Annotated in this window: 16 protein-coding genes; 1 reads left to right on the top strand and 15 read right to left on the bottom strand. The window is 46.2% G+C overall.

Annotation, left to right across the window (positions count from 1 at the left end; translation table 11 throughout):
* Positions 1-80: 80 nt before the first annotated feature.
* Positions 81-908: a neutral zinc metallopeptidase gene (locus AB3F25_RS08890; RefSeq protein ID WP_373603467.1), complete on the bottom strand. Its 828-nt coding sequence runs from the start codon at positions 906-908 to the stop codon at positions 81-83.
* A gap of 137 nt (positions 909-1,045) precedes the next feature.
* Here AB3F25_RS08890 and lysM point away from each other — a divergent pair, with 137 nt between their 5' ends.
* Entirely contained in the window at positions 1,046-1,489 is a 444-nt protein-coding gene (gene lysM / locus AB3F25_RS08895) for a peptidoglycan-binding protein LysM (RefSeq protein WP_373603468.1), read from the top strand.
* A 206-nt stretch (positions 1,490-1,695) separates the two neighbouring features.
* Here the strand turns inward: lysM and AB3F25_RS08900 are convergent, their stop codons facing one another.
* The 14 genes from AB3F25_RS08900 to dnaE form a co-directional block, all read right to left on the bottom strand.
* Positions 1,696-1,935 (bottom strand): hypothetical protein, encoded by a 240-nt coding sequence (locus AB3F25_RS08900; protein WP_373603469.1) that lies wholly within the window; start codon positions 1,933-1,935, stop codon positions 1,696-1,698.
* Positions 1,922-3,034, bottom strand: coding sequence for a hypothetical protein (locus tag AB3F25_RS08905; RefSeq protein ID WP_373603470.1), 1,113 nt, complete (start codon positions 3,032-3,034; stop codon positions 1,922-1,924). The genes AB3F25_RS08900 and AB3F25_RS08905 overlap by 14 nt, the downstream gene beginning before the upstream one ends.
* 165 nt (positions 3,035-3,199) lie before the next feature.
* Positions 3,200-3,457, bottom strand: coding sequence for a hypothetical protein (locus AB3F25_RS08910; RefSeq protein WP_373603471.1), 258 nt, complete (start codon positions 3,455-3,457; stop codon positions 3,200-3,202).
* A gap of 140 nt (positions 3,458-3,597) precedes the next feature.
* The gene (locus AB3F25_RS08915; protein ID WP_373603472.1) at positions 3,598-3,984 is read right to left on the bottom strand and encodes a hypothetical protein; all 387 of its coding nucleotides are present in this window, start codon (positions 3,982-3,984) and stop codon (positions 3,598-3,600) included.
* A 408-nt stretch (positions 3,985-4,392) separates the two neighbouring features.
* Entirely contained in the window at positions 4,393-4,740 is a 348-nt protein-coding gene (locus AB3F25_RS08920; RefSeq protein WP_373603473.1) for an Imm8 family immunity protein, read from the bottom strand.
* 4 nt (positions 4,741-4,744) lie between these two features.
* Positions 4,745-14,932: a hemagglutinin repeat-containing protein gene (locus tag AB3F25_RS08925; RefSeq protein WP_373603474.1), complete on the bottom strand. Its 10,188-nt coding sequence runs from the start codon at positions 14,930-14,932 to the stop codon at positions 4,745-4,747.
* 62 nt (positions 14,933-14,994) lie between these two features.
* Positions 14,995-16,857: a ShlB/FhaC/HecB family hemolysin secretion/activation protein gene (locus tag AB3F25_RS08930; protein WP_373603475.1), complete on the bottom strand. Its 1,863-nt coding sequence runs from the start codon at positions 16,855-16,857 to the stop codon at positions 14,995-14,997.
* A 167-nt stretch (positions 16,858-17,024) separates the two neighbouring features.
* On the bottom strand, positions 17,025-17,411 hold the full coding sequence (gene mscL / locus AB3F25_RS08935) for a large-conductance mechanosensitive channel protein MscL (RefSeq protein ID WP_373603476.1): 387 nt from the start codon (positions 17,409-17,411) through the stop codon (positions 17,025-17,027).
* 69 nt (positions 17,412-17,480) lie between these two features.
* Positions 17,481-18,857, bottom strand: coding sequence for a Trk system potassium transporter TrkA (trkA, locus tag AB3F25_RS08940; RefSeq protein ID WP_373603477.1), 1,377 nt, complete (start codon positions 18,855-18,857; stop codon positions 17,481-17,483).
* Entirely contained in the window at positions 18,854-19,660 is an 807-nt protein-coding gene (locus AB3F25_RS08945) for a glycosyltransferase family 2 protein (protein WP_373603478.1), read from the bottom strand. Before AB3F25_RS08945 ends, trkA begins: the two co-directional genes overlap by 4 nt.
* Before the next feature lie 8 nt (positions 19,661-19,668).
* Positions 19,669-21,036, bottom strand: coding sequence for a 16S rRNA (cytosine(967)-C(5))-methyltransferase RsmB (gene rsmB / locus AB3F25_RS08950; protein WP_373603479.1), 1,368 nt, complete (start codon positions 21,034-21,036; stop codon positions 19,669-19,671).
* A gap of 12 nt (positions 21,037-21,048) precedes the next feature.
* Positions 21,049-22,005: a methionyl-tRNA formyltransferase gene (fmt, locus tag AB3F25_RS08955; protein ID WP_373604363.1), complete on the bottom strand. Its 957-nt coding sequence runs from the start codon at positions 22,003-22,005 to the stop codon at positions 21,049-21,051.
* A gap of 252 nt (positions 22,006-22,257) precedes the next feature.
* Positions 22,258-22,770 (bottom strand): peptide deformylase, encoded by a 513-nt coding sequence (gene def, locus AB3F25_RS08960; protein ID WP_373603480.1) that lies wholly within the window; start codon positions 22,768-22,770, stop codon positions 22,258-22,260.
* Positions 22,771-22,844: 74 nt separating this feature from the next.
* A complete protein-coding gene (dnaE, locus tag AB3F25_RS08965; RefSeq protein WP_373603481.1) occupies positions 22,845-26,321 on the bottom strand; it encodes a DNA polymerase III subunit alpha in 3,477 nt (1,158 codons plus the stop codon).
* Positions 26,322-26,424 lie beyond the last annotated feature (103 nt).

Here is a 26,424-nt window from a genome sequence, read left to right on the forward strand (position 1 = left end):
GTACGGTCGGTTTTCAACATGTTTTTCTGCATTGAAAAACACCTCAAAAATCCACCGTACTTTTTTGTTTCTGCCAACCGTTAAAAAGTATTACATTGTGCCGGATTGCCGCTAGTTAGCCCCACTTTAAACCATTGCAAACGCTGGGCTGAGGTACCATGCGTGAAACTATCGGGAACCACATAACCTTGACTGCGTTTTTGCAAACGATCATCGCCTACGGATTCCGCGGCGTTAAACGCTTTTTCAATATCACCACGTTCAAATAAACCGCTTTTTACCGCTTGCGATGCCCACACGCCGGCATAACAATCCGCCTGGAGTTCCAATTTCACGGAAAGTTGATTCGCTTCTGCGCGAGATGAACGACTTTGCAGACGATGCACTTGTGTCAACGTACCTAATAAATTCTGTACATGGTGCCCCACCTCATGGGCAATCACATAAGCAAACGCAGATTCGCCGGCTGCACCCAGTTTATTTTTCATGTCGTTATAAAACGATAAATCCAAATAGACCCGTTGATCATTCGGACAATAGAATGGCCCCACGGCAGATTGTCCCGTGCCGCACGCCGTCGGGGTTACGCCGTTGTAGATGACCATGCGAGGTTCTACATATTGTTGGTTATTTTTGGAAAAGTATGCCGACCACACTTCCTCCGTGTCGCCTAGCACCACTTTGGAGAGTTTAAATAATTGGTCTTCTTGCTGTGATTGCAAAGGTGGACTTTGCGTAGTGCCCACCTCCATATTACCGACCAAGCCAGATAAATCCACGCCATAATAAGCGCCAACCAAAATAATGATCAGCCCCAAAACACCGGTCGGTTTTCCGCCACCGAAACCACCGCCCGATGAGCGTCTGTCTTCCACATTTGAACTTTCTCTACGACCTTGCCAACGCATAATCTTTCCTATCTTCAAATTAAATTCGCGTTATTCTAATCCAGAACCCTTTTTTCCGCCTAACATTTTATTCCTAGACTTATATGGCCGAATTGGTTATGTTGTGGCACCCTGAATAAATCAATAAGGAGATGAAAATGGGATTATTTGATTTTGTCGGCGATATCGGCAAAAAAATTTTTAACAAAGAAGAAGAGGCTTCCGCCGCAGTAACCCAACACATTAACGAAGACAATCCGGGTGTTGCCGATGTGGCGGTAAAAGTCGAAAATGGTGTAGCTAAAATTTCTGGCCTGGCCAGCTCTGCCAGCGCTTTAGAAAAAGCGGTATTAATGGCGGGTAACATCATCGGTATCAGCAACGTCAATATTGATGAGGTGACGGTAAAAAACGGTGAAAACCTTGCCGGCGATGATGAATTTTATGTTATCCAAAAAGGCGATACGCTTTGGAAAATTGCCGAAAAACATTATGGTGACGGCAACAAATACACGGCGATCGTAACGGCAAATAAAGAAGTGATTAAAGACGCAGATAAAATCTTCCCGGGCCAAAAAATTCGTTTACCGAAAAGCTTATAGTTTTATTTAAAAACGTTTCGATAAACAACCGCACTTTAACATTTAAATTAAACGCCATCTGCACGTGAATAAGTCAACCCCATAAACGACTTATTCACGTACAGATTTTTTATGGGAAACAGTATTCAATCGAATTTTAAATACTCCCTTTAGGTTCTTTATATCCTTTTACTTCTACATAGGGGTGATATTTTCCAACATTCATTTTATGGATAATATTTTTTACCCAACAAATTAATATTTTCTAATATTTCATCATTTGTCATATAGAAACCAGGTTCTATTATACTAATCAGATCCAATGCAAAATCACGAAATTCCTCTCTCCAATCAATTGATGAATTCATCAATTCTAAGGTTCTATAAGAAATCTCCTGTTCTGATGCATTATTACTTACCATTAATCTAATTTCATTTATAAAGTCTTTTTCACTATATCTGATCATTTTTTATTTTCTCCAATTCTGCTCCTGTAGGCGGGTAATGGATACTATCCACAACCTGACCATTTACTGATTTTGGATGAACTCTATTAACATTGCCATTATGATCGTAACTTTCCATCCACTGTTTTACGCCCCCTGTTTTAGGATTATATTCAGTCACCAGAGAGTTTCCCCTAGTTGGTCCTAGTTTTTTCGCAAAACGTTCTTTATCATAATATCGCACTCGTCCATCAGGAAGAGTTTTTATTTTAACTGCTGACTTCTGAGCACTTTCTAGTGCTGATAATTTCTTAGATAATGCAGCTTGAGCGTTTATTGAGGAAAAAGAGCTATCCTTGTAATAACTTTTGCTATCCTTCGCTGTACTAACTTTAAAAGGCTTGCTTGTTTTTCCACCCGACACCGCATTCTCTGCTTGGAAAAATCTCATCACCTTAACTGCCAAAGCAATATGTTTTTCCACATCACTCTTACTGTTTTCTATAGCCTCAAGCGTTTTACTATTTTCCGATTGAACAAGCATATCAATCTGTGAACGTTGCTCTGCCGGGATTTTCGATAAAATACTACCAAGCGCAATCGCTTGTTCTTCCGAGAAATCATTTGCTGCAACCAATAAGCCGGGCACGATTTCTCGACAAACAATATCGCAGTCAGTAAGTACATGTCCCACGGCAGTAGCAATTTGTTGCTGCTCTTGGATTTGGGCTTTTACATCTTTCGTCTGTGCCACTTGGCTATTCGCTTGGCTTAAGTCGGTGTTGATACCCAGTTCCAATGCGGTGCTCAAAACGGAGGTTGTGTCTTTGTTTAAGAGGATTATGCCTTCTGTTAGCGTGGCTTTGGTTGTTGTGTGGTCGTGTTCACGTTCCGACATCGGTAAGCCCGGGCTCATATTCGGGTGCGCCTCTCCCTCTTTTCGACCGTAACCCGCACCCATGCCGGCGCTTACGCTTGGCTTGAAGCCTTGTGCTGCAATACCCATTAAACTCGCCACTTTCACACAATCTGATGACAAAGTATCAAATTTACCTAAATCAGATTTTTCAGTATTTCCATTAATAAACTTAGTTTGTTTATTTTTGGTTAGATGGAGCACGAGTCGGGAGATGCACGCTATCTGAGGGATTGCCTCGGAATTTTGGTAACTCCGAAACCACAATTGATTGTAATGGCACAAACGTAAACGCTTGTGTCATCAGGGGGGCTGAGAATTATATTTAAACCATGTTAAATCTGGTAATTTCTTATTTAATAGATGAGATTAGATGCTTTTACAATTATTGAAAGTTATTTTTTGTAGATACATAAAACTGAAATAAAAAAATATAAAAACATGCATAGCAATCATTTTTAAACGCTCAATAAAACCATTATTAAAATAATCTAATAAATGTATATTTAACAAAGTTATATTACTTTCAAAATTATAAATAACCCTAGCAATTATAAATATTGAGATATTCAATAAAAAACTTCCAATAACAGCTATTAATAAGATAGATAAGAATTTATTTTTCATTATTTTTATCCTTCCAATTATTATATTCATATTGGAACCATCTATTACCTAATTCTCCCCCTAAACCGCCTCCTATGTTAGGTATAATATTTCTTCTATATACATCAACATAAGGAACCTTATCATTTAAAGGCAGCGGATTATATTTGGATCCATGATAAATCTGGGTTGATTTTCTTATCTAACGGTACTTCAATGGCTTTACCCATACCATAACCAATAGCTGCCCCAATACCACTACTTATGGCTCCCTGGGATATAGACTTATCTGTAACATAGTTATTCAACGCCCCTGAAGCAGTATTCCCTCCCACAGTTATCACAAAGCCTTTACCTTTAAGTGAATATGCCATCGCTAAATCAATTGCCAAACTTCTCGGATCGACTGTTCCGTCGGATATTAACTGACTACCTACACTTCCGGCCCCAGCCACGCCTAAAGTAAACTTAGTCGAATTCGACATAATGCCTTCAATCGCTTTAGTACCTTGTAGTACTTTACCGACACCATAAACAGATAAACCCAACTCCAACGCCTCCTTCGTCGATGTCGCTACTTGTCCGTCAAACGAGTTGTTTATCGTGTTCGGATTGGTAACGTATTTGGCATTTAGCTCTTCATACAGTTTTTCTTCCGCAGACTTGCCTTCCGTTGTCCAGCGACTTGGTAAGCTATTGCGGTATTTCGGATCGAGTGCATAAGCATAACCGTAACCTTTAATATAATTTCCCGAAACGATTTCTTTCAGATTTTGATTAATTTCTTTTGGTGTTTCTCCACTTCGTAAACTTTCTGAAGCGTAACGTTGTAAATAACCGCCTAATTAGCTCCATTCTTCATCGGTCATTTTTTCAGGATGATTTCTAGCTTTATCAGCGTTTTCTTTAGAATCTAAGATATTATAAATTTAATCAGCATATTTTTGAAACAACTCTTATTCTTCAATGTAATCTTCAAATTCCCATAAGAAGTAACGTGATAATTTTAATGAAATATTTTTCCAAGAAGAATCTTCACATTGGCTAATATAATATTCAATACTCCTCAATATATCATTATAATTATAGTTATCTACAATTAATGTGTGTCTTAATAAAATAGGTTTGCTACTTAGTTCTAACCATTTGGTTGAACATACTTTAAGTTCAAAATAGTCCATTTTTTCATCATCTAAACCAATACCTAGTAAAATATTAATACAAAAACGAGCATCAAAAGGAGTGAAATTCTCTAATTCAACCTCTCCATCTCTGTCCATAATTAACTTCAACTGACCCTTCATATAATTAATCCTTAATATTAAAGTGAGCATTACCTATTTTTTCTTTTTCATTCGTAATAGGGTTTATCCTATATGTTTCAAAATTAGATTGAATCCCTGTTTCGGCATATGGAGAATTTTTCTTTGAAGGAATTCTATATCCTCTTAGCTTATCTTGACTATTATAACCAATTATTTCACCTTTAGGATTTCTAACTTCAGAATACCCTTCCCCAACCCAAAGCTTTCCTAATCTATCTGATTCAGATGATGATATTATACCTTTTATTCCATAATTAAGATCCTTATTTAACCCATCATATACCGCCTGTAATCTAGAATCTTGACTAGCTATACCTTTAAAACTTTCTTTAATTAATTGTTCTTTCAATTTAGGATAAAGAGCTATATTCTCAGCCCCGTTTGAAATACGAATATCTTGATTCTCATATCCCTTAGTTTTACCAACAACCGGCAATACCTCATTCGCATTAGCCCCCTTAGGTAACTTAGCTCCTGCATAATTCAATGCCGTTCCTGCTCTTACCGCTCCGACCAATTCTGCAAAGGCTTTATAGGTATAAACTTTATTTAAGAAACTTTTCGCCTCTGCTAAAGACATATTATTTTCTTTTGCCAGATTAATCGCTATCTTCTCAAACTCGACCGAATTCGCATCTTTACCTTTGAGAATAGCCTCTACATTTTGATAATCCTGAGGGTAAAGCTCTTTAAATTTAAGGTTATAACTTAAATTTTGTTCATAACCGAATCTGGCATAATCCGCTTCATTTACCAAAGACTGGCATGCCTGACTACTTACACCGTTGGAACAGGCACTTATAATCGCACGGTCTCTTTCCGAATCCAGTTTTTCAAGATAGGAAAGTCTTGCTTTTTCTTCTTCGGTAGCTTGATTATTTTTAAATTTTCGCGCTAAAACCGCTTTTTCTTCCGCTTCCTGTCTGAAAAGATAGTTATACTCCACCGCATTATTCGCCACGGTCGCCCCAATGGAGGATTCACTCAACATCTTAACCGCACCAGCATCTTGTCCCGCTGCCGCTAAACCACCGGCCACACCCGCCAAGGCTTTTGCCATTTCTTTAATTTGACTACGTTCGGTTTCGGTCAGGTCTTTCGCCTCTTTGCCGTAAAGATGTTCGGTGAGGTATCTTGCACCCAATTCACCGGCTGCCGTGGAGATAGCCCCCGTTTGTGCGTTACCGCCCGTCAGTTCGGCTTCCACTGCGCCCCATAAAATATGAGTCGGGATGTTTAATGCCGGATAATCTTCTGTGGCTTTTTTAATAAGCTGATTCACATAAGGTGAAGCCGCTGCGGTGGCTACACTTTGTGTTCTGCCGCCACTAAGTGCAATTAGACCCGCATTAGTGATGGCGTCAATGGCGCGTTTAGTACTACCGCCCGTTCCCCAATTTTCGGCTTGAGTTTCGGCTTGGATAAGTTCATCTTTGAGCTTATTAATCGCTTGTTGATTACCCTGTGATTCGGCTGTTGCCAAGTGTGATTTTAAACGTCTAACCTCCTGTTCTGCCGCTTCCCGTTGGTTGGAGGTATAAGTCTCCACCGCACTTTTCACATGTCCCACGGCAGTAGCAATTTGTTGCTGCTCTTGAATTTGTGCTTTTACATCTTTCGTCTGTGCCACTTGATTGTTAGCTTGGGCAAGGTCTGTATTGATGCCTAACTCTTTTGCTGTCGTTTGAGTAGGATGAGTATCTTTATTCAAGATAACCGCCCCTTCCGTCAATGTGGCTTTCGTGATTGAGCTGTCGCTGCTTTGTTGCAACATCGGCAAGCCCGGGCTTAAACCGCCACTGCGTTGGCTTGGAATAAAGGTACTATTTGGGCTGTGCGGTTTGACCTTTTCTCCCGTTTCGTTATCCACCCATTTTTCTTTCGATTCTTTGATGCTGCCGCTAATACTTGCGCTAGCCGCTTTACTGCTTGATTCATTTTGAATGTCTTCAAAGGTCAGTGTGTTGGTTTTAAGCGTGCTGTTTTGCGCATTGGTGCTTGCAATCACGGCGCCTTTTAAGTGAACATCTTTGGCATCAATATGGTAACCACCCTCTTCAGCAAAAATCCCTGCTTGCTCCTTCACTTGTTTTCTCGAGGTTTTGCCGCTTGAGGCGTTGCCGTAACCGCTTGCGCTCCAGTTGTTGCCAAAGCCGAATTCCACTTCTAAACCGCCTCCGCTTGATTTGGTTTTAAAGTGTTCTTCGTCTTGAAGGCTTTCAATGTTGAGCTTACCGCCTACATTAGTCGTGATGGTATTGCCTTTGATTTGACTCCCCAGCAGGTTGGTATCCCCTTGGCTGTTTAAAGCCACGGTTTGTGCCTCTAAGTGGCTCGCTTGGTAAGTTTTGCTTTCGCCGTCTTCTTTGCCCGAGCTTGCGCCCACTCTTGCATACACACCTACGCCGGTTTGTGCGCCGAGTGTGGCGGCAACTCCTACTTCAACGCCGACACTTTGATTGCGGGCTTTAAATTGGGTGCGGCTTTCACCCGCCAGGATATTCAGTTCGTGGCCGGTCAGGTTGATTTGACTGCCTTCAATGCGGTGCCCGTGGGCATCTCTGCTTGTTAGGTCGGTGTGCGTGAGGTTGATGTCGCCGAGTTTTTGTTCGCCTTTTTCATTTGTCTTTTGGGCGTCATCACCTCGTGCAATGAGGGCAATATCTTTGGCGTTAATGCGATTACCCACGCTGATATCGGCCAGCCCCGCTTGACTTTGGCGACTGTGCGCTACGCCACTGCCCGATTCGATACGTAGCAAATACGTGCTGTCTTTCGGGTTACCTTTTAGGTTGCGGCTCACCAAGTCATAAACGTTATAGCCTTGCGCCGCAATGCTCATGGCATTGGCTGCATTCAAGCGGTCGGACGCTTTTTTGTTTTTTACCGCACTTTCGATGGTGTTGAGTAAATCGATTATCGGCGATTTCACGCGGGCGAACTGGCCGATTTTTAAATCGCTTTCGCTTTGGCTATTCGCTTGGTGATTGAATGCGTTATTCATGGTGATATTTTGTGCGTTGATGTTAACGCGGTCTTTCGCCAATACATCACTTGCCGTTTGTCGGTAATTTTTGCCCGCGTAAACTTCAATGCTGTCATTAAGGCTCGTCAATTGGCTACCTTGGTGGACAACACGCTCACCGCTTTGATTCATGCGCGTGCGGTTGTAACCAAAGAAGCGTTCGGTATCCGATATCACCGCTTCGCCGATAGCATGGCCTTTGCGCGCCTGACGGCTGTCGTCACGGGTTTCGGCGGTCAATAACGTAATGTTGCCTTCGTTGGCTTGTAGGCGATTGTGACCTTGCGCCACCAATGCGGTGCCCTTCAAGATAATGTCTCCCTGTTCGGCAATGGTGGTGCTGTTACCACCAATGGAAAGGCTGCCGCCCGTTTCCTGCACCATCGCCGTGTTGCCGTTTTCATGTTGCAGATGTACGCCGGCCACATATTTATTTAAACCGTCCGCGCTAAAGCCTTTTTGACGGCTGTTTGCCTGTTGTCCTTGGGTGTGGGTGGCGGTACCAAACTCGACATTGTTTTTAGCGATAAACTGCGCATCGCCCTCCGCCGAAATTCGACCGCCTTGGCTGAGTATATTACCTTCACGCGCCTGCATGGAAAGCTTTCCGCCGGCGTCCAATTCGCTGATTTTGGCTTCGTCTTTTTGCGTGAACTTGTGCGATTGATATTGATTGTGACGCAAATAAGGTTGCAAACCGCGCGCCGTAGATTCCGCCGCATCGCTTACCGCCTCCTGTGCCGTCAGGCCTTTGCCGACCAGCGTATTGGCGCTGCCTTGCGCTTCTTTTTGGCGATAATTTTCTTTCGCCCGACTTTCCGGCCCATATACAAAACCTAGCCCCAAACCGCTTGCCTTTTGTTTGCGGTGAATTTCGTCGTCATGCCGTTCGAGCACCGCATTGAATGACACATTTTTAGCCGAAAGCATCATATCGCCGCCTGAAGCCAAGCGCGAAGCATTCACCTTGATGTCTTTTCGGGCGTTCAAGGTTAAATCGCCCTGTTCAGTGGCAAGTTGACTGCCGATAACGGTTTCATCATAACCTTTGGCATCAAAATCAGATTTACTGCGTTGATAGCCGATTTGCGCAACACCACCGGAAAAAGCGCGGCTTAAGCCGGATTTTTTATGTTTTTCCCAATTTACGCTTGCATGACGGTTCATCAGCGTATCAACATTGATTTCGCCGCCGGCCGTTGCAACCAGGTTTTCCGTCGCTTTTGCTTGTGTGCCTTGTAAGCGAATCTCATGTTTGGCACTTAATTCGATATTTTTACCTTGAAGTCGGGTGGCTTCGTGGACACTGAGTTTGTCATAAGTGTAGCGTTCGGAAGAATGGGAGGAGAGGAATCCGCGGCTTTTGGTTTTAGCGTATTGTTCAAGAGTTGCCGTTTTGTCCGCCGCGCCGAGCACCGCATCGTTTTCCGCAATCAGTGTGAGACGTTGTGCCGCCTCAAGCTCTCCGCCATCTGTATGGATGTTTTTAGCTTGTAATTGCACATCACCGCGTCCTTTCACGGAAGAAGTCACCACATCCTGCAAATTCGCATTACGATAACTATTGGACTGACCTAATTTTTCATCATAACCCACAGAAAGCGCAGTCAGATTCAAGCCATTTTTGGCATCCAGTAAGGTTAATCCTTTGCCCTCATTAAGCACTTGGGCACCATCTAGCGTAATGTTGTCGGCACTGACGCTTAATACGCCGTTTTCGCCTCTGACGTATAACAAGGCATTGCGGTCAAGATTGGTTTCCGTGCGGCTAAGGCCGTGTGCTTTAATTTCATTGGTTTGCGTGGTTGAACGATGAATGAAATCGCCCATTGCGCGCAGCAGCATGGCGCGATCGGCTTCTAATGTACCGCCGATATTTTCAAGCTGCCCCGCTGCCGTAACATTTAATACTCCACCGCTCAATTTGCCGCTATTTTTGAAGTTTTCCGTATTGATGTCGGTGAAATCTTTGCCGGCGATTGTGCCTTGATTGATAAATTCAGTACCTTTTACATAGAGTTTCTCCGCTGAAATCAAGGTGCCATTGCCGTCTAAATCGCCTTTTTTCACCACAGCATAAACACGAGGAACTAACGCTTCCACTTGTTTGCCGCTTGGCAACGTCACCGTTTGTTTTTCCAGCCAGACAATATCGGAAGTCAATTGCGCCGTTTGCGCCGGTGTTAAACTAATGCCGACGGTGAGATTAAATTTCTGTGCAAAGGTTACACCCGCATCCATTAAGGCTTTGTACTGTTCCTCAAAAGTGCGGTTATTGCCACCGAAATGGCGACCTGTTAAGCGATTCATTTGTTCACGCACCAAGCGTTGTTCATAATAGCCATCACCTAAGCGTTTCAGCATATTTTGCGGATCGCTGCGCAATTGATTGAACATATAATCAGAGCTTAACCAACGATTTTTATTGGTAAAGGCCGGATCGGTTTCGATAATCGGTCGGCCTGTCGCGGTCGGATTAATTCGATACAGGCTTTGTGTCGGCAAACGGCTATCCGGTTGAATCGTGCGAATTTCCAAACGATCATCCCACCGGCTGTCGATTTGTTGTAAACCTGCCGGTTTGTCCGCATATCGGACTTTCATCGGCGTTAAGTCGGTTAGTTCGACGCCGTTATGTTGTTTTATTTTGTGCTCGGATTGATCTGTATAAAAAGGATTCGCCGTTTGTTTATTCGCCTGCGTCAATGCGGTGAAAAGATTCATATCAAAAGATTTGTTTTCTTCGCGACGTTTAACGACATCGTTGTAGTTATCACCGTACCAACGCCAGCCTTTGAGTTTGCCGCGCCATCTCGGGTGCACCCATTTCGCCGTGCCATACAATTGACGGGATTCAATGCCTTTTTCATCCAAATTGCTGAGCTCGCCGTTTGCCTTATGAAGCAGTCCGCCGGCAATCAGGGTACTTTTATCGTTTTCAAGATAGCTATCGCCCAATTCAATATCGCCACCTGCGAGAATCTGTCCGGGTAAGGATTGGGTCACGGTTGTTTTAATGACTTTTTCTTCTTTTACCTGCATCGTCCAGCGATCCCGATAATGGTCTGGCAACTTGCCATTACTTGCTTGAATTCGCTGATTAAGTTGATTAAACGCCTCGGCGTTTTTTTCTGCCCAATCCGTATAATCTTTTAACGCTTCATTGTAGCGCGTGATATCTTGCCGATAAGCCACCATTTCCGCCGTGTATTTTGCCATCGCTTCGTCATATTGCGCTTTACGGACGGGATTTCTCGCCTGTCGTTTGTTTAATGCCTTCGGCTTTGTTGGCTCGGCACGAATACTCGGTAGGTTTTCAACCTTTGGCGCATCTTTCGGCACATCAACACCGAAACGTTGCCAAATGCCGTAATTGCCGTCATAAACCGTGGACGGTTTGACATAACAAAGCGATGGATCAGACTTAGCACACGCGTTTTGGTTAGCCGGCGGAATATAACCGGCATCAAGTTCGTCATCGGACAGCTTGCGTTCGAGATGGGTGTTCCAAACGAGATCGTAAACCCCGGCTTTATTTTTCCCCGGCGTACGACGTTGATCAAAGCGATCCATTTTCACTTTGCCACCCGCATTAAAATTCGTGCCGTTGACTCCGACCATCACATATTCGACTTCATTTTTATTGCCTTCGTCAGGGTACTCCGCCAATGCGGTGCCGAAATGCGTATTCGTATTAAAGGTTTGTTTAACGTGATTAAGCCCCATGCGGTCTTCCGCTTCGATGATAGCGCTTTGATTGCGAAGTACGTCCGCCTCGCCTTCGGCTTGATCTTCAGCATTTAAATGCTCACCAAATTCAATTTGACCGCCACTGTAAATGGTGGTACCACCTTTTTTGTCCGCTTCGTAAATTGCCGTGTCATTAATGATCGCTTTGCCGGCAAGCACAACTTTTTGACGACCGGCAATGGTCGCCGAATTCACTTTCCCATTCGCATCACGTTCATCACGGTTTTCAATTTTGTCGGCTTGAAGGGCAACATGATCGCCGTAAATACGTCCGCTTCCCAAGTTATCAAGGTGAGCGGCTTTAATCACGGTTTTACTGTTGTCTTCATCAGAAAACGAATTGATTAAACCGCGGTTCGTGACGTTGCCCACTGCCGTTACACGGGTTTCACCGCTGCTTAACCGCCCGTTTTCTTGGTTATCCACATTTTGCGCATTAATGGTCAGCTGCTCAGCAGCGGAAAGTTTATGATTATTTCGTACGTTACCTGCGGTATTCAGGGTAAATTCGGTCTCGGCATTAATATCGCGCTTGGTATTAAAATCATGCTGTAGCGTCAAACGCAGTTTATCGGCTTCTAAATGACCGTCTTCGCTAATCGAACGCGCATGCATCGCTAAAATATTGCCGGCCTGCAAACGTCCGTCATCGTTATTAATCACAAGATTTTCGCCATTAATTTCCGCATTTCCCCACGTTAAGACTTCACCTTTTTGATTATTGAAGGCTTGTGCTACATTTAGTCGCCCTGCATTTTGCACATAAATTCCCCCCTCGGTATTATTCACTGCTTGCGCATTTAACTTGAGGTTGTTGGCTGAAATTCCCTGCGTAATGACGTTCCCGGCGGAATTTTTTGTGTCTTCGTTATTAATATTCTGCGTATGGATCGTTACATTGCCCGCCTGAATAAAAGAGCCGGATTCTCCGACTTTATTATTCAAAATAGTCGGCATCGATAAATTCAACGTTTCGGCAACCTGAACAACCCCACCGCGATTATCAAACCGATCAGATTGAATAGACAGCTTACCAAGGCTGATAATTTTGCCGCCATCTCGGTTATTTATTTCATTATTTACCTGAATTCGTCCATCTTCATCGCCATAAATCAATCCATTTTCATTGTTAAGCGATCGAGCGACAATGTCGGTATTTGTCGTACCTTTAATCATGCCTTGCGCATTATTTAAATCAGCAGTTACGTGCAGGACAAGGCCTGCCGAGGACAGCAGTAATCCTTGCTGGCGATTATCCAGAGAGTCAACCTGAATGCGACTCGTCACGCCATTAATACGCCCTTCGCGATTATCAATTTGTTGCTGAACCTCAATTTGCTGATTGCCTTGAGCGGAAATGGCCCCACGTCGATTCTCTAATTGCGTCACATCAATTTGTTGATGAGCGCCGGAAAGCATTTTTCCTTCCGAATTGAACAGATTTACCGCGCGAATTTGTTGTCCGCCCAAACTGACGAGCTGACCTTGTCGGTTATTAATCTCTTGAGCATTAACCGATAAACGCCCTTGGGTCGCGATATTAGCCGCTTGATTGTCGATGCGGTCGGCTTGAAGCCTAAGCTCATTTGTACCGCGTTGTACCCAAGTTCCGCCTTGGTTATTTAAATTTTGCTGATTTGTGGCAATGGCATTCGCATTAAGTTGGCTTGCCTTTGTAGAAAGCGTGTTCGGTGTAGCTAAATCCAGTTTATCGGTCGCATAAATATGGGCGTGATTAAGGTTTAAATTCGCTTGTTTTGAATTGACGGCAATATCGTGCCCCACGCTTTGGCTGTGGTCGAGCTTGATTTCGTCGGCTTCAACTTTGATTTTCCCCGAGGCAATGTGTCGACCTTGTGAAATGACTTTTTCCTCGGCGTTTAATCTAATGTCGCTGCCATGCGGATGGGCAGCATCAAGCGTGCGAACGGTTTGGCCGTTTTGTTCAACGGAATTGACACCGGCGGCAATGCGCGCATTTTTTGAAGCGGAAATGGCTTTCGCTTGATATTCAATGTTGCCTTTCGCTGCCGTTTCGCCGCTTTGCTTTATTTGCGCTTTGGCTTGAATTGCCACGCCGGCGTGTTGAGCGATAAGCGAACCATGCTGTTCGACATTGCTTTGGGAAGCTAATTGAATCTTGCCATGTTTGGTTTCAATTTTACCGCTATTTTGAATGTCGCCTTTGGTTTGGAGGTCTGCTTGTTGGGTTGCGCTGAGGGTGCCTTCGTTGACAATTCGCCCTTGGCTGTCAATTTGCACATTGCCTGCCGAGGCGCCGATATGGCCGGCATTGCGTACGCCTAAACCCGTGCCGTTATCCACCAGCGTAATTTTCTCGGCGTACATACCGCCGAGGTGGCTGACGTCCACGCTGTAAACTGGGTTTTCGGCGTCCTCCGCGTTCAATGCGGTGCTATTTTGAGGGTTCAATGCGGTGCTATTTGGGGCGTTCACGTGGTCGCCAACGTACACGACGCTTTGATTATTCTTGTCGACTTTGTTTTGGCCGGTGGTGACTTTAATGCCTTTGTTCGCCCACAGGCCGCCGTCAATTTGCGCCCGTTCGGCGATGATGTCGGTATAATCGGCTTGGCGGTTGTCCAGCCCGTTGCTGCCGACGCTAAGCTTGCCGCCTTTGACTTCAAAGCCTTTTAATTCGCCGTTTTCCATTTGTGCGCGGCCCGTCGTCATTGTTGCTCTGCCGGCATTGATGATGCCGCAGCCGTCGCACGCAATGCCGTTCGGGTTGGCAATCACTACATCGGCTTTTCGCCCCGCCACTTCCACATAACCTTTTAAGCGGCTCGGATTTGCCGAATTCACTTCGTTTAAAATCACTTTCGCTTCGCCGCGCGCCAAATTCGGGTTGCCCTGCACCCAGCCGGCCATCTGTGTTTGCGCGGCGTTGCGCGCATTGTTTAAAATTGCGCCTTTTTCGGCGACGTCAAATTGAGCATATTGATTACGCGACACGCCCGCCGCGCTCGGCGTTTGGATGTTCACTTGTGGCAAGCTGTTGGCCGTGTGCAGAATCGTTGCCTGTTGATTGCTTGGTGCGGATTTATCGGCGCGAATGGCCATTTCCGCCGCACCGTTTGGCACCGCATTGGCGACCGGATTTGGCGCCGCCAAGGCGCTCTCGGACAAACTCACCCAGCCCAAAGCCAACATCAGCCCGAAACAAAGCGGCTTTAAAGACAGCGTCAATGCGGTGCCATTTTGGAACTTCAATGCGGTGCTATTTTGAAGGTTCAATGCGGTGCTATTTTGACCTTCCGCCACCGCTTGATTGTTTTCATCCGCCGCTTTGCCTTGCGCTTTTGCCAATTCGGACACGACCACCGGTTGATTTAACACGCGGCTGAAAATAACTTTGTAGTGATGTTTGTTCATTATTTTTTTCCTTTATTTCTTTCTTCTTTATTTCAGATGGAACCTTAGAGCATGCTTTTTATTTAAAAACGATAACTGAGGTTGAATCCCGTCGTGACATGACTTGTACGAAATCCTTCCGGTTTACGTATCGGTGTGCCGACAAAATATTCGTAATTTAAGCCCCAAAGTTTGCCGCGTAGGCCGATGACGCCGCCGGTCAATTTATTGCCCACTTGCCATTCCGGTCGGCTTGAACGCACTTCGCCGTGGTCAAGACCGAGATAGAGCTCATGGCCTTTGTTCATGACGTTCCATGCCAATTCATTACGCCACAGCCAGCCGCGTTCGCCGGACAAGGTCAGTTCACCGTCAAAGCCGCGCACGCTGTAACGCCCGCCAAGGCTGAATTTGTCTTGTTGCACCAATGGCGTAAGGTGCCATTGGGCGTTCCAGTTGGTGTTAAAACGAAAGGCTTGGTTGTGAATGCTGAAGGGGTAGGTGAAATCGAGTGAAGCGGTGAGAATTTGCATTCGGGAAGTGCCTTCGCCGAAGGCTTCTTCCGGGGCGCGCAGGGCGCGATGGGCACCGGTGCCGCGTTTGTAATTGGCGGTAAGTTGAAGCGTGGCCTGCCCGAGATATTGCGTATGGCTTAGTCCCACTTCCCAGCCGGCCGTTCGACGGCGTTGTACTTCGATTTCGGTGTCATTGATGTAATTGGACGATTGGCGCGCCCACAGCGCCGCATTGAGATAGGTTTTGTGTTGACTGCCACGGGTAATCAAACGGCTTAAATTCGCTTTCATTTGTCGGCTTTCGCCGGAATAGGTGTAGGATTCAAAGGCGCCGGCAACAGTTTGATGATAAGTGTAACGCGAGCCGGAAAGGGCGAATAAATAATTTTGCCAAGGAATCGAATAATACAGGCTGACATTTTTGCTGCCGTAATCGCCTTCGGCTTTGTCACTGTCGCGTTTGAAACTGCGCGTGCCGCTAAGGTAAAACAGGTCATTTAAGCGCAGCGCATTGTCCCAAGAAAAGGTTGCCGAGCCTTGCAAACGTCCGGTTGTCTTTGTGCCGGCATCGTCTAAACCAAGGGTTAAATGAAAAGGCAGGCTTTGTTTATATTGAATCACCACGTCCGTTTCGCCTACCGAGTCGGTAGGCGTCAATTCAATGTCGCTCTCCGCACTCGGCACGCGTTTTAAATTTTCCAGGCCTTGCTCAATATCGCGCACATTTAATATATCGCCTTGTGCTATCGGCATGGCAAACCACAAAGTGCCGCGCGTAGCAAAGGGAATCGCGCTTCGGTCTTGTAATTGAATGCGCCCGACTTTGCCCGGAATCACCGTGAGCACTAACCTTCCCGAACGCAAATCTTGTGGCGCCACCACCACGCGCGTGGTTACAAAGCCATCATCAATCAGCTGATTTTGAATGCGACGCAACAGCACATTAATACCTTGCGAACCGATACAGACCGGCAGAGCAAAATCACCTTCGGCATAGGCGGCCTGCAAGGCCCAAGAAAAACGGCTTGGTTGAATCCGTTGCAGCGGTTTAGATGCCGTTTTGAGCACCGCATTGGCGGGTTGGGCGGTATCGGCATTGGCATTGGCATTGACATCAGCATCAGCACCGGCATCGGCATCGGCATCGGCATCGGCATTAAAATCGGTGAGAACCAGTTGATTAATTGGAAAGCATGGTGCTTCGTTGACCGGAAAAGCAACAGATTTCGTTTTTTCGCTTTCCAAGTGCACGTTTGGATTTTGCACTTGCTGCGCTTGAATTTCCGCATCAAGCGCGGTTTGTTGTTGCTGTTGGCGGGCACTGAATTGCTTTTCGGCGGTGGAGGGAGTGGAGGGTGCGGCTAATGCAATTGAAGATAAACCCGAAATAAAAACAGATAAAACAAGTTGGGATAAATGGATTTTTTGCATAAAAAATAGATAGGTTATTTGTATTTAAATAATGTTTATCTTAAGTAAATATATTAAAAATTCAATTAATACAATATGTTAAGCAGTAAATTAAACTAATTAACCGTAAAGATTATATCATTGAATAATAAAAAAGTCGGCATTGGCCGACTTTCTTTTTTCAGAGATTATTTTTTTAATAAATCGCGAATTTCCGCAAGCAATTTTTCTTCGTTGGTCGGTTCCGCGACTTTTTCCGCCGGTTTTTTCAGTTTGTTGATGCCTTTCACCATCATGAATATGGCGAATGCGATAATGATAAAGTCAAAAACGTTTTGGATAAACATACCATAGTTTAAGGTTACCGCCGGAATGTCGCCGTTTGCCGGTTCTAACACTAATTTCAGATCTTTGAAATCTACGCCGCCGGTTAAGATGCCCAATACCGGCATTACCACGTCGCCCACGAGAGAACTGACGATTTTGCCGAATGCACCGCCGATAATTACCCCGACGGCCATATCGACCACATTACCGCGCATCGCAAATTCGCGGAATTCCTTGATAAAACTCATTGAATTGTCCTTTTTAGTTAAATTAAGAGGAGGCGTATTATATGAAGTTGACTTAAAAAGTAAACCTCGTTAAAGAAAGAATGAACTCGGCTGGAACAGTTTCTCAATGTCGGACACATTTTTCTTGTCGCTTAAATAAATGACTACGTGATCACCGTCCTGAATCTCGAGGTTTTTACGTGCAATCAACACGTCGTTATTACGTAAAATCGCACCGATAATGCAACCGATCGGCAAACGAAGATCACGTATGCTTCTACCCACGATATTGGACGTATTGACATCGCCGTGTGCAACGATTTCAATCGCTTCGGCAATGCCGTGATGTAAACTGGCTACATTTTTCACGTCGCCTTTACGCACGTGCCCGAGCAAAGCGGAAATGGTCGCTTGTTGCGGCGAAACGGCAATATCTATGGTGCCGCCTTGAATCAAATTGATATACGCCATGCGTTGAATCAACACCATCGCTTTTTGCGCCCCTAAACGTTTCGCCAGCAAGGCGGACATAATATTGGCTTCGTCATCGCTGCTCAAGGAAAGGAACACATCAACGGTTTCGATATGTTCTTCAAATAACAAATTTTGATCGGACGCATCGCCGTGAAATACCAGCGTTTTTGATAGCTTTTCCGCCAACATTAGCGCGCGTTCTCCATTGCGTTCAATCAATTTCACCGCGCAATGATCTTCCAATCGCTTCGCCACGCCCGCGGCAATATTCCCACCACCGACAATCATCACGCGTTTGTACGGTTTTTCCAACCGCTGTAACTCGCTAATCACCGCTTTAATGTGTTCCGTTGCGCAAATAAAGGTGATTTCGTCACCTGCTTCGATAATGGTTGAACCTTGCGGCCGAATGGCTTTGTCGTTACGCAAAATCGACACAATGCGGCAATCAATATGCGGCATATGTTGTTTAAACGCCGACAATGCATGCCCCACCAAGGCACCGCCGTAATAAGCTTTCACCACCACTATGCTGATGCGATTTTGAGCGAAGTGCGCCACTTGCAAGGCTCCGGGATAAGCGATTAAACGCGTGATTTCTTCTGTCACCAAATTTTCCGGCGAAATCAAGTGATCAATAGGAATGTTTTCATCATTAAACAGCTTGTCTTTTTCACGCAAATATTCGGAATTGCGAATACGCGCAATGCGTGTTGGGGTGTTGAACAGCGTGTAGCCCATTTGACAGGCCACCATATTGATTTCGTCCGAGGCGGTGACCGCCACCATCAAATCCGCGTCCGCCGCGCCCGCGTCGCGCAACACCTTCGGTGATGAAGGCGAACCTTGAACCACGCGTAAATCGTGCTTTTCCTGCAACGCTTGCAGTTGCGCCGATTCGTTATCCACCAGCGTGATGTCGTTGTCTTCGCTAACCAAACTTTCCGCCAGCGTCGTGCCCACTTGCCCGGCGCCTAAAATCATAATTTTCATATTTCACTCCTTGTGATCTCAAGGGGACAAATGCCGATTTGCGGCGAATTCAGCGCACATTTTAACGCCTCGACTTGCCGACAAATTTTATCGGTCACCTCCTCGGCTTGCGCCATTTCTCGTGCCGTTACACCTTCCACGGGTTGCTGAAACAGCACCGCATTCAACAAGCGCTCGGCATGCATTCCGGCACGGCAATAATGCAACACGCCCGGTTCACCGAACAACGTAGCGACTTTGGCGATTTTTGTTGTGGCGATGCCGAGTGCGCCGTCTTCACCGCCAAGTTGGCGAAATAAGTCGTTTTGCGGAAAACCGCCACAGGCCAACAAAAAGGCGCGGCGAAATACCGTATTGCCGCCACAAGTCATACGCATATGTTGCCAAGCGAACTCAAAATTTGGCTGTTCGGCATAACACGCCGGCAAATCGATCGGCTTTAAAGCAAGGCGAACCAATGCGGTATCAGGTTGGAAATAAAAGGTGGCTGCCGCCGTTTCCAACGCTCCGGTTTCGTAAGCGTCGTCCGCATCTAAAAACGCGATGAATTCGTTGTCGGATTGCAAGGCACCCCAATTGCGCGCTTTTGCCACGCCACCGTTGTGCGGCATTGCTTCAACGAAGATTTGTTCGGGATAACGCGCCGCCCACTGTTTGGCCAACGCCAGCGTGTTGTCCGTAGACGCATCGTCAATCAGCCAAAGTTTGCCTAAACAAACTTGTCCGATCACTGATTGTACCGCGCGCGATAAGGTGCGCTCAGCGTTATAACAAGGAATAATCACATCGATTTTAGCGAACATTTCGCCCCCTAGGCACGTTTACGCAGTTTGGCGTAATAAAAGCCGTCGCCGCCATTTTCTGTTGGAATAAACTGGAAACCTACCGCACTTTTCTCATCGGTAAACGGCAAAGGCAGTAATTCGGCATCCGCCTGTTGGTTCAAAAAGGTTTGAATTTGCTCGCGGTTTTCTTCCGGCAACACGGAACAGGTAGCGTACAGCAAAATGCCGTTTGGTTTGAGTTTCGCCCACAGCGCGTGAAGAATTTTGTTCTGTAATTCCGCCAACTGCGCGATATCCGTTGCTTGACGCAGCCATTTGATATCCGGATGGCGGCGAATCACGCCTGTCGCCGAACAAGGCGCATCAAGCAAAATGCGGTCAAACAGCAGCGTACGTTGGTCGATTTGCGCCAACCATTCGTCGGGACGACTCGCATCGCCGCAAATGACCATTGCCCGTTGATGCAAACGCGCAAGATTTTCCTCCACCCGTTTTAAGCGATGCGCTTCCACGTCCAGTGCGATCACCTTGGCTTGCGGCGCCAATTCTAAAATATGGGTGGTTTTGCCGCCCGGCGCGGCACAAGCATCTAAAATCCATTCGTCATTTTTAGCTTCGAGCAACGTCGCCGCCCATTGCGCGCTTAAATCTTGCACCGTTACCGCACCCTCGGCGAAGAGGGGTAATTTCAGCACCGCATTGGGCGCGCTTAAACAAAGGGCATTCGGATGAGCGGCCGTATTAGCTTCAATACCTTGTTCCGCAAGTAATGCGCGATAGGTTTCCGGGGTGTATTTTTGTTCGTTAACGCGCAACCACATGGGCGGCTTTTGATTGTTCGCCTCAATAATTGCACGCCAATTCGGATAGTTTTTTTTCAATTTATCGACAAACCATTCAGGATGCAGCGTTTGCCAATTCTTATCCACCACCGCCAAAATATCACGTTGTTCGCGTAAAAATCGACGCAATACGGCATTCACCAAACCGCGCCAACACTCGGTTTTTAAAGATTTAGCGGCGTTCACCGTTTCGTCCACCGCAGCATGGGTCGGCACGCGCAGATAAACTAATTGATACAAACCGACCAACAATAAGCAATGCACGATGCGTGCTTTGCCCTTGAGCGGTTTATCCACCAAATGCTTGATGATTTGTTCCAAGCGCGGCAACACGCGACACACACCGAAACAAATTTCTTGCAGCAACGGCAAATCTTGCGCTTTTACGGTTTGTTGAAGTGGCGGAATGAGTGCAGAAAGGGATTGGCCTTCGTCTAACACTTGCAAAACGACTTGGGCGGCGATAGCACGGGTTGAGGGTGCGGCGGTTTGAGTTGCTGTTTTTGCCGATATTGTTGAATGAGGCTTTTTAACTAAATGGGATTTTTTCATTAGGCAAGCACCTTACCCTAAGGTTTTATTAAGCGGAAACCATGCTGCGCGGCCATTTAATAAATCTTGTGCCGACATCGGTTTTTTGCCGGCCGGCTGTAATTGCAAAAGATTTAACACGCCGTCGGCAGTGGCAATTTGAATACCGCTTTTATCGGCTCGTAAAATCGTGCCGGCGGGTTTCTCTTGATGCGGCAACACTTCCGCTTGATACACTTTCAAGGTTTGCGGATGACCTTCTTGGTCTGTTGCGGAAAAATACGCCATCGGCCAAGGATTAAAAGCGCGAATGTTGCGTTCAAGCTGCGCAGCGGGAAGCGCCCAGTCCAATTTCGCTTCTTCTTTGGAAAGTTTGTCGGCGTAGTTACTTTGCCCATCATCTTGTTTTTCGGCGCTAAATTTACCGTTTTCTAAGTGATCCAATACATCGATTAATGCCGGTGGCGCTAATTGCGCTAATTTATGGTAAAGGTCGCCGGAAGTTTCCGTCGGCAAAATCTCGCAATAAACCTTATGTAGCATATCGCCGGTATCTAAACCTTCGTCCATTTGCATAATGGTAATGCCGGTTTGTGCATCGCCCGCCCAAATAGCGCGCTGAATCGGTGCCGCACCGCGCCAACGCGGAAGAATTGAACCGTGCACGTTCAAACAGCCTAAACGCGGCGCATCCAGCACCGCTTTCGGTAAAATCAAACCGTACGCCACCACAACCATCACATCCGCATTAAGCGCGTTAAGTTCGGCCTGTGCGGCTTCTTGACGGAGGGATTTCGGCTGATAAAGCGGAATGTTATGTTGTTCTGCAAGCTGTTTCACCGGGCTTGCTTGCAATTTTTTGCCGCGGCCGGCGGGTTTATCGGGCTGCGTATAAACCGCAATCACATTGTGTCGGGAATTGAGAAGCGCTTGCAAATGCTGTGCAGCAAAATCCGGCGTGCCGGCGAAGATAATATTGAGTGGTTTCATCATATTCTGCGTTATGGTTCAGGTAAACGGTGCGCGATTTATCGTGTGTCGCGGGCAACTGACTTGCCGAGGAAGTGCGCCGGAGCACCGCATTGAAGTGGCTTTCGCCGCGGCTTCGTAATAAGGCGTGTTGCGACGAAGTCGCCGATCAGCACCGCATTGAAGTCGCGTTTTTCCGCTTTCGGCGTTTCCTTTGCTAAGCGGCAAGAGGAAAAGTTAAAAGTGCGGTCGAGACAACCGCACTTTCGTTAGTTATTCGTTTTTCGCAAGCTGCTTTTTGTATTTCAGCAACTTTTCTTTAATTCGTTGACGTTTCAGCGGAGAAAGATAATCCACAAACAAAATACCGTTAAGATGATCGATTTCGTGTTGAATACAAATGGCCAGTAAGCCGTCCGCATCTAGGGTAAATTCTTTGCCGTTACGATCCAGCGCTTTTACCTTCACTTTTTCTTTACGCGGCACCAAGGCGCGAAAGCCGGGAATCGATAGGCACCCTTCTTCGATACCGGTTTCGCCTTCAGAGGCCAGAATTTCAGGGTTAATCAATACCAGCTGGTGTTGCTTGTCGCCTTCGATATCGATAGTGACAATACGTTGCAAAATATCCACTTGCGGCGCAGCCAAACCAATACCTTCTTGCTGATACATGGTGTCGAACATATCATCCACAATGTTACGGATTTCGTCATTCACGTCGGTGACGGGTTTGCAAACAACTTTCAAGTGTTCGTCGGGATAAATTAATACATTCAGTGCGGTCATAATTTCTCTTGTTTTGTAACGCTAAATAGCGGCGGGATTGTAGCACAGGAAGCTTAAGCTGTCCTGAATTTGCATTAACCGAACTCCAATTCCACAGCATTTTCGCCCAACATATTCACCAGTTCCGTAAGGATTTCGTCGGTCGGGTTAATTGACCATTGAACGCCGAGACGTAACAAAGCGCGACCTTTCGGACTTTGATAATAAACGTTAATAGGCAAGCTGCCACCGCTGGCCGGCGTGAGCGTTTCCTTTAATCGTTTAATAAATATCGGCGTAATTTGTTCGTCTGACAGGCTGATGGCCAGCGATTTGGCATAGCGCGAACGCGCGTCATCCAGCGTCATTAAGTCGCGCACGGTCATTTTTAGCCCACCCGCGAAATCATCGACGCTGACTTGGCCGGAAACAACCACCACGGTGTCTTTTTGCAATTTTTCTCCGAATTGTTCAAGCGCTTCGCCGAATAAGGTGATATCCAAGCGACCGGATCTATCGTCAAGTGTCGCAATGCCTAAACGGTTACCTTTTTTGGTGACGGCAATGCGCGAGGCGATCACAAGCCCCGATGCGGTGCTAATTTGGCCTCTGCGATTCGGTACTAATTCTTTTAAACGCGTAGGACTGTAATGGGAGAGCTCCTTCAAATAACGGCTGATCGGATGACTGCTTAAATAAAGGCCTAAGGTTTCACGTTCGCCATCGAGGATTTGTTTTTCCGTATAAGGCGGCGTATTGGCATAGGCGTTTTCTACTTCTTCGTGAGTTTCGGTTAGCACGCCGAACATATCCGATTGACCCGACGCTTCATCTTTGGCGTGCTGATCGGAAGCTTTCAGCGCATCTTCCAAATTCTTAGTAAGCGCCGCGCGATGCGGTCCTAATTTGTCGAAGGCGCCGGACATAATGAGGCTTTCAAAAGTGCGGCGATTAATCTTTTTCAAATCCACACGCGCACATAAATCAAATAAATCTTTGAAGAAACCGCCCTCGTTACGCGCGGTGATCAAGGCTTCAATCGGCCCTTCGCCCACACCTTTGATGGCGCCGATGCCGTACACGATTTCGCCATTTTCGTTCACGCTGAAATGATGCTTGCCGACGTTAATATCCGGCGGCGTAACTTTTAAGCCCATGCGTAAACATTCGTCGTACAAACCAACAATTTTGTCGGTGTTGTCCATTTCCGAGGTCATCACGGCAGCCATAAATTCTGCCGGGAAATGGGTTTTCAGCCATAACGTTTGGTAAGACACCAAAGCATAAGCGGCGGAGTGGGATTTATTAAAACCGTAGCCGGCGAATTTTTCCACCAAATCGAAAATCTTCATGGCAAGCTCGCCGTCCACGCCGTTTTTAATCGCGCCTTCCTCGAACACGGAGCGTTGTTTCGCCATTTCTTCCGGTTTTTTCTTACCCATCGCGCGGCGCAATAAATCCGCCCCGCCAAGCGTGTAACCGGCTAACACCTGAGCGATTTGCATAACCTGTTCTTGATATAAAATAATGCCGTACGTGGGTTCTAAAATCGGCTTTAAACTTTCATGCTGATAATTCGCATCAGGATAAGAGACTTCTTCACGCCCATGTTTACGGTCGATAAAATTATCCACCATGCCCGATTGCAAAGGCCCCGGACGAAACAATGCCACCAACGCGATAATATCTTCGAAACAGTCCGGCTGCAGACGTTTAATCAGATCTTTCATGCCACGCGATTCCAATTGGAATACGGCGGTGGTTTCGGAGCGTTTCAATAAATCAAAGGATTCCGCATCATCTAATGGAATCGCCGCAATATCGATGGGTGGTTTGCCTTCGCTCGTCATACGGGCATTGATCATATCCAGCGCCCATTTGATGATGGTGAGCGTGCGCAATCCTAAGAAGTCGAACTTCACAAGGCCGGCGTATTCCACGTCGTTTTTATCGAAGTGAGTCACCGGATGCAAGCCCTCATTATCGCAATACAGTGGGGCGAAATCAGTAATCAAAGTCGGCGAAATTACTACGCCACCGGCATGTTTCCCGGCATTTCGAGTGACACCTTCCAATTTGCGCGCCATATCAATGAGCGCCTGCACTTCCTCATCACTGTCATAAGCGGCCTGTAGTTGCGGTTCCATTTCAAAAGCTTTCGCAAGGGTCATACCCGGATCGGGCGGAACCAGTTTGGAAATACGATCCACGAAACCGTAAGGATGTCCTAACACACGCCCTACGTCACGGATAACCGCTTTCGCCGCCATCGTACCAAAGGTGATGATTTGCGACACCGCACCGCGCCCGTAAGTTTCCGCTACGTGCTCGATCACGCGATCGCGCCCGTCCATACAAAAATCCACGTCGAAGTCAGGCATGGAAACCCGTTCCGGATTTAAGAAACGTTCGAACAGCAAGTCAAATTCTAGCGGATCGAGATCAGTGATTTTCAGCGCATAGGCCACCAACGAACCCGCACCGGAGCCGCGTCCCGGCCCGACCGGAATGTCGTTATCTTTCGACCACTGAATAAATTCCATCACGATCAAGAAGTAGCCCGGGAAGCCCATTTGGTTAATAACGTCAAGTTCCACTTGCAAACGTTTATCGTATTCCGTGCGTTTTGCCGCCCGCTCCTTTTCATCTGGGAACAAAAAAGCCAAACGTTCTTCCAAGCCATCTTTGGCTTTTCGCACCAAGAAATCTTCCGTTGTTAAATCGCCTGTTGGAAATTGCGGTAAGAAATATTGCCCGAGGCGCAAAGTCACGCTACAACGCTGCGCAATCAATAGCGTATTTTCCAATGCTGACGGAATATCCGCAAATAGCGCACACATTTCTTCTTCGCTACGAAAATATTGTTGCTCGCTATAATGTTTCGGACGTTTCGGATCATCTAAAGTATAGCCGTCATGAATCGCTACACGAATTTCGTGCGCCTCAAAATCATCAGATTTTAAAAACACCACGTCATTGGTCGCCACTAACGGCAAGCCGGTTTCTTTCGCGAGTTTCAAGGCAGCTTTGATGTAACGTTCCTCATCTGTTCTACCGGTGCGCGACAACGCAAGATAAAAATGGTCGGGGAAAAATTCTTGATAAAATTTAACCGCGCTTTCCGTTTCGGCAAGATTCTCTTTGAGTAACTTTTTGCCTACATCGCCTTTGGTACCGCCGGATAAAATAATGACGCCCTCACGATGTTCAATCAACCAATCTTGGTCAATATAAGGTAAATCCACATAACCGCGTTGATAGGCTTTGGAAAGGAGTAAAGTAATATTTTTATAACCGGCGTTATTTTTTGCCAGCAATGTCAATTCGAACGGTTCATCGCCAAACATTGCGCTTTTCACCAGCACATCGGTGCCAATAATCGGTTTGATGCCGGAAGACAGGGCTTCGCCGTAGAACCGCACCACACCGCAAAAATTGGTAAAATCCGTCAGTGCCATCGCCACCATATTATTTTCTGCACAGGCTTTTACCAAGGGTTTTACTTTGGCGATGCCGTCAATCATAGAAAAATCCGTATGCACTCGGAGATGAACGAAGCGGGGTTGTGTCATTTAAAATCCTTGCTATTAAAAGCCCAATACGATTGATCTTTGGAGGTATTTTTACAGCCGCGTATTATACGAGAATTTAACAGGCAAATCTTGCCTCTATCCC

It is taken from the genome of Aggregatibacter sp. HMT-949, assembly GCF_041734645.1.
Taxonomy (GTDB): domain Bacteria; phylum Pseudomonadota; class Gammaproteobacteria; order Enterobacterales; family Pasteurellaceae; genus Rodentibacter.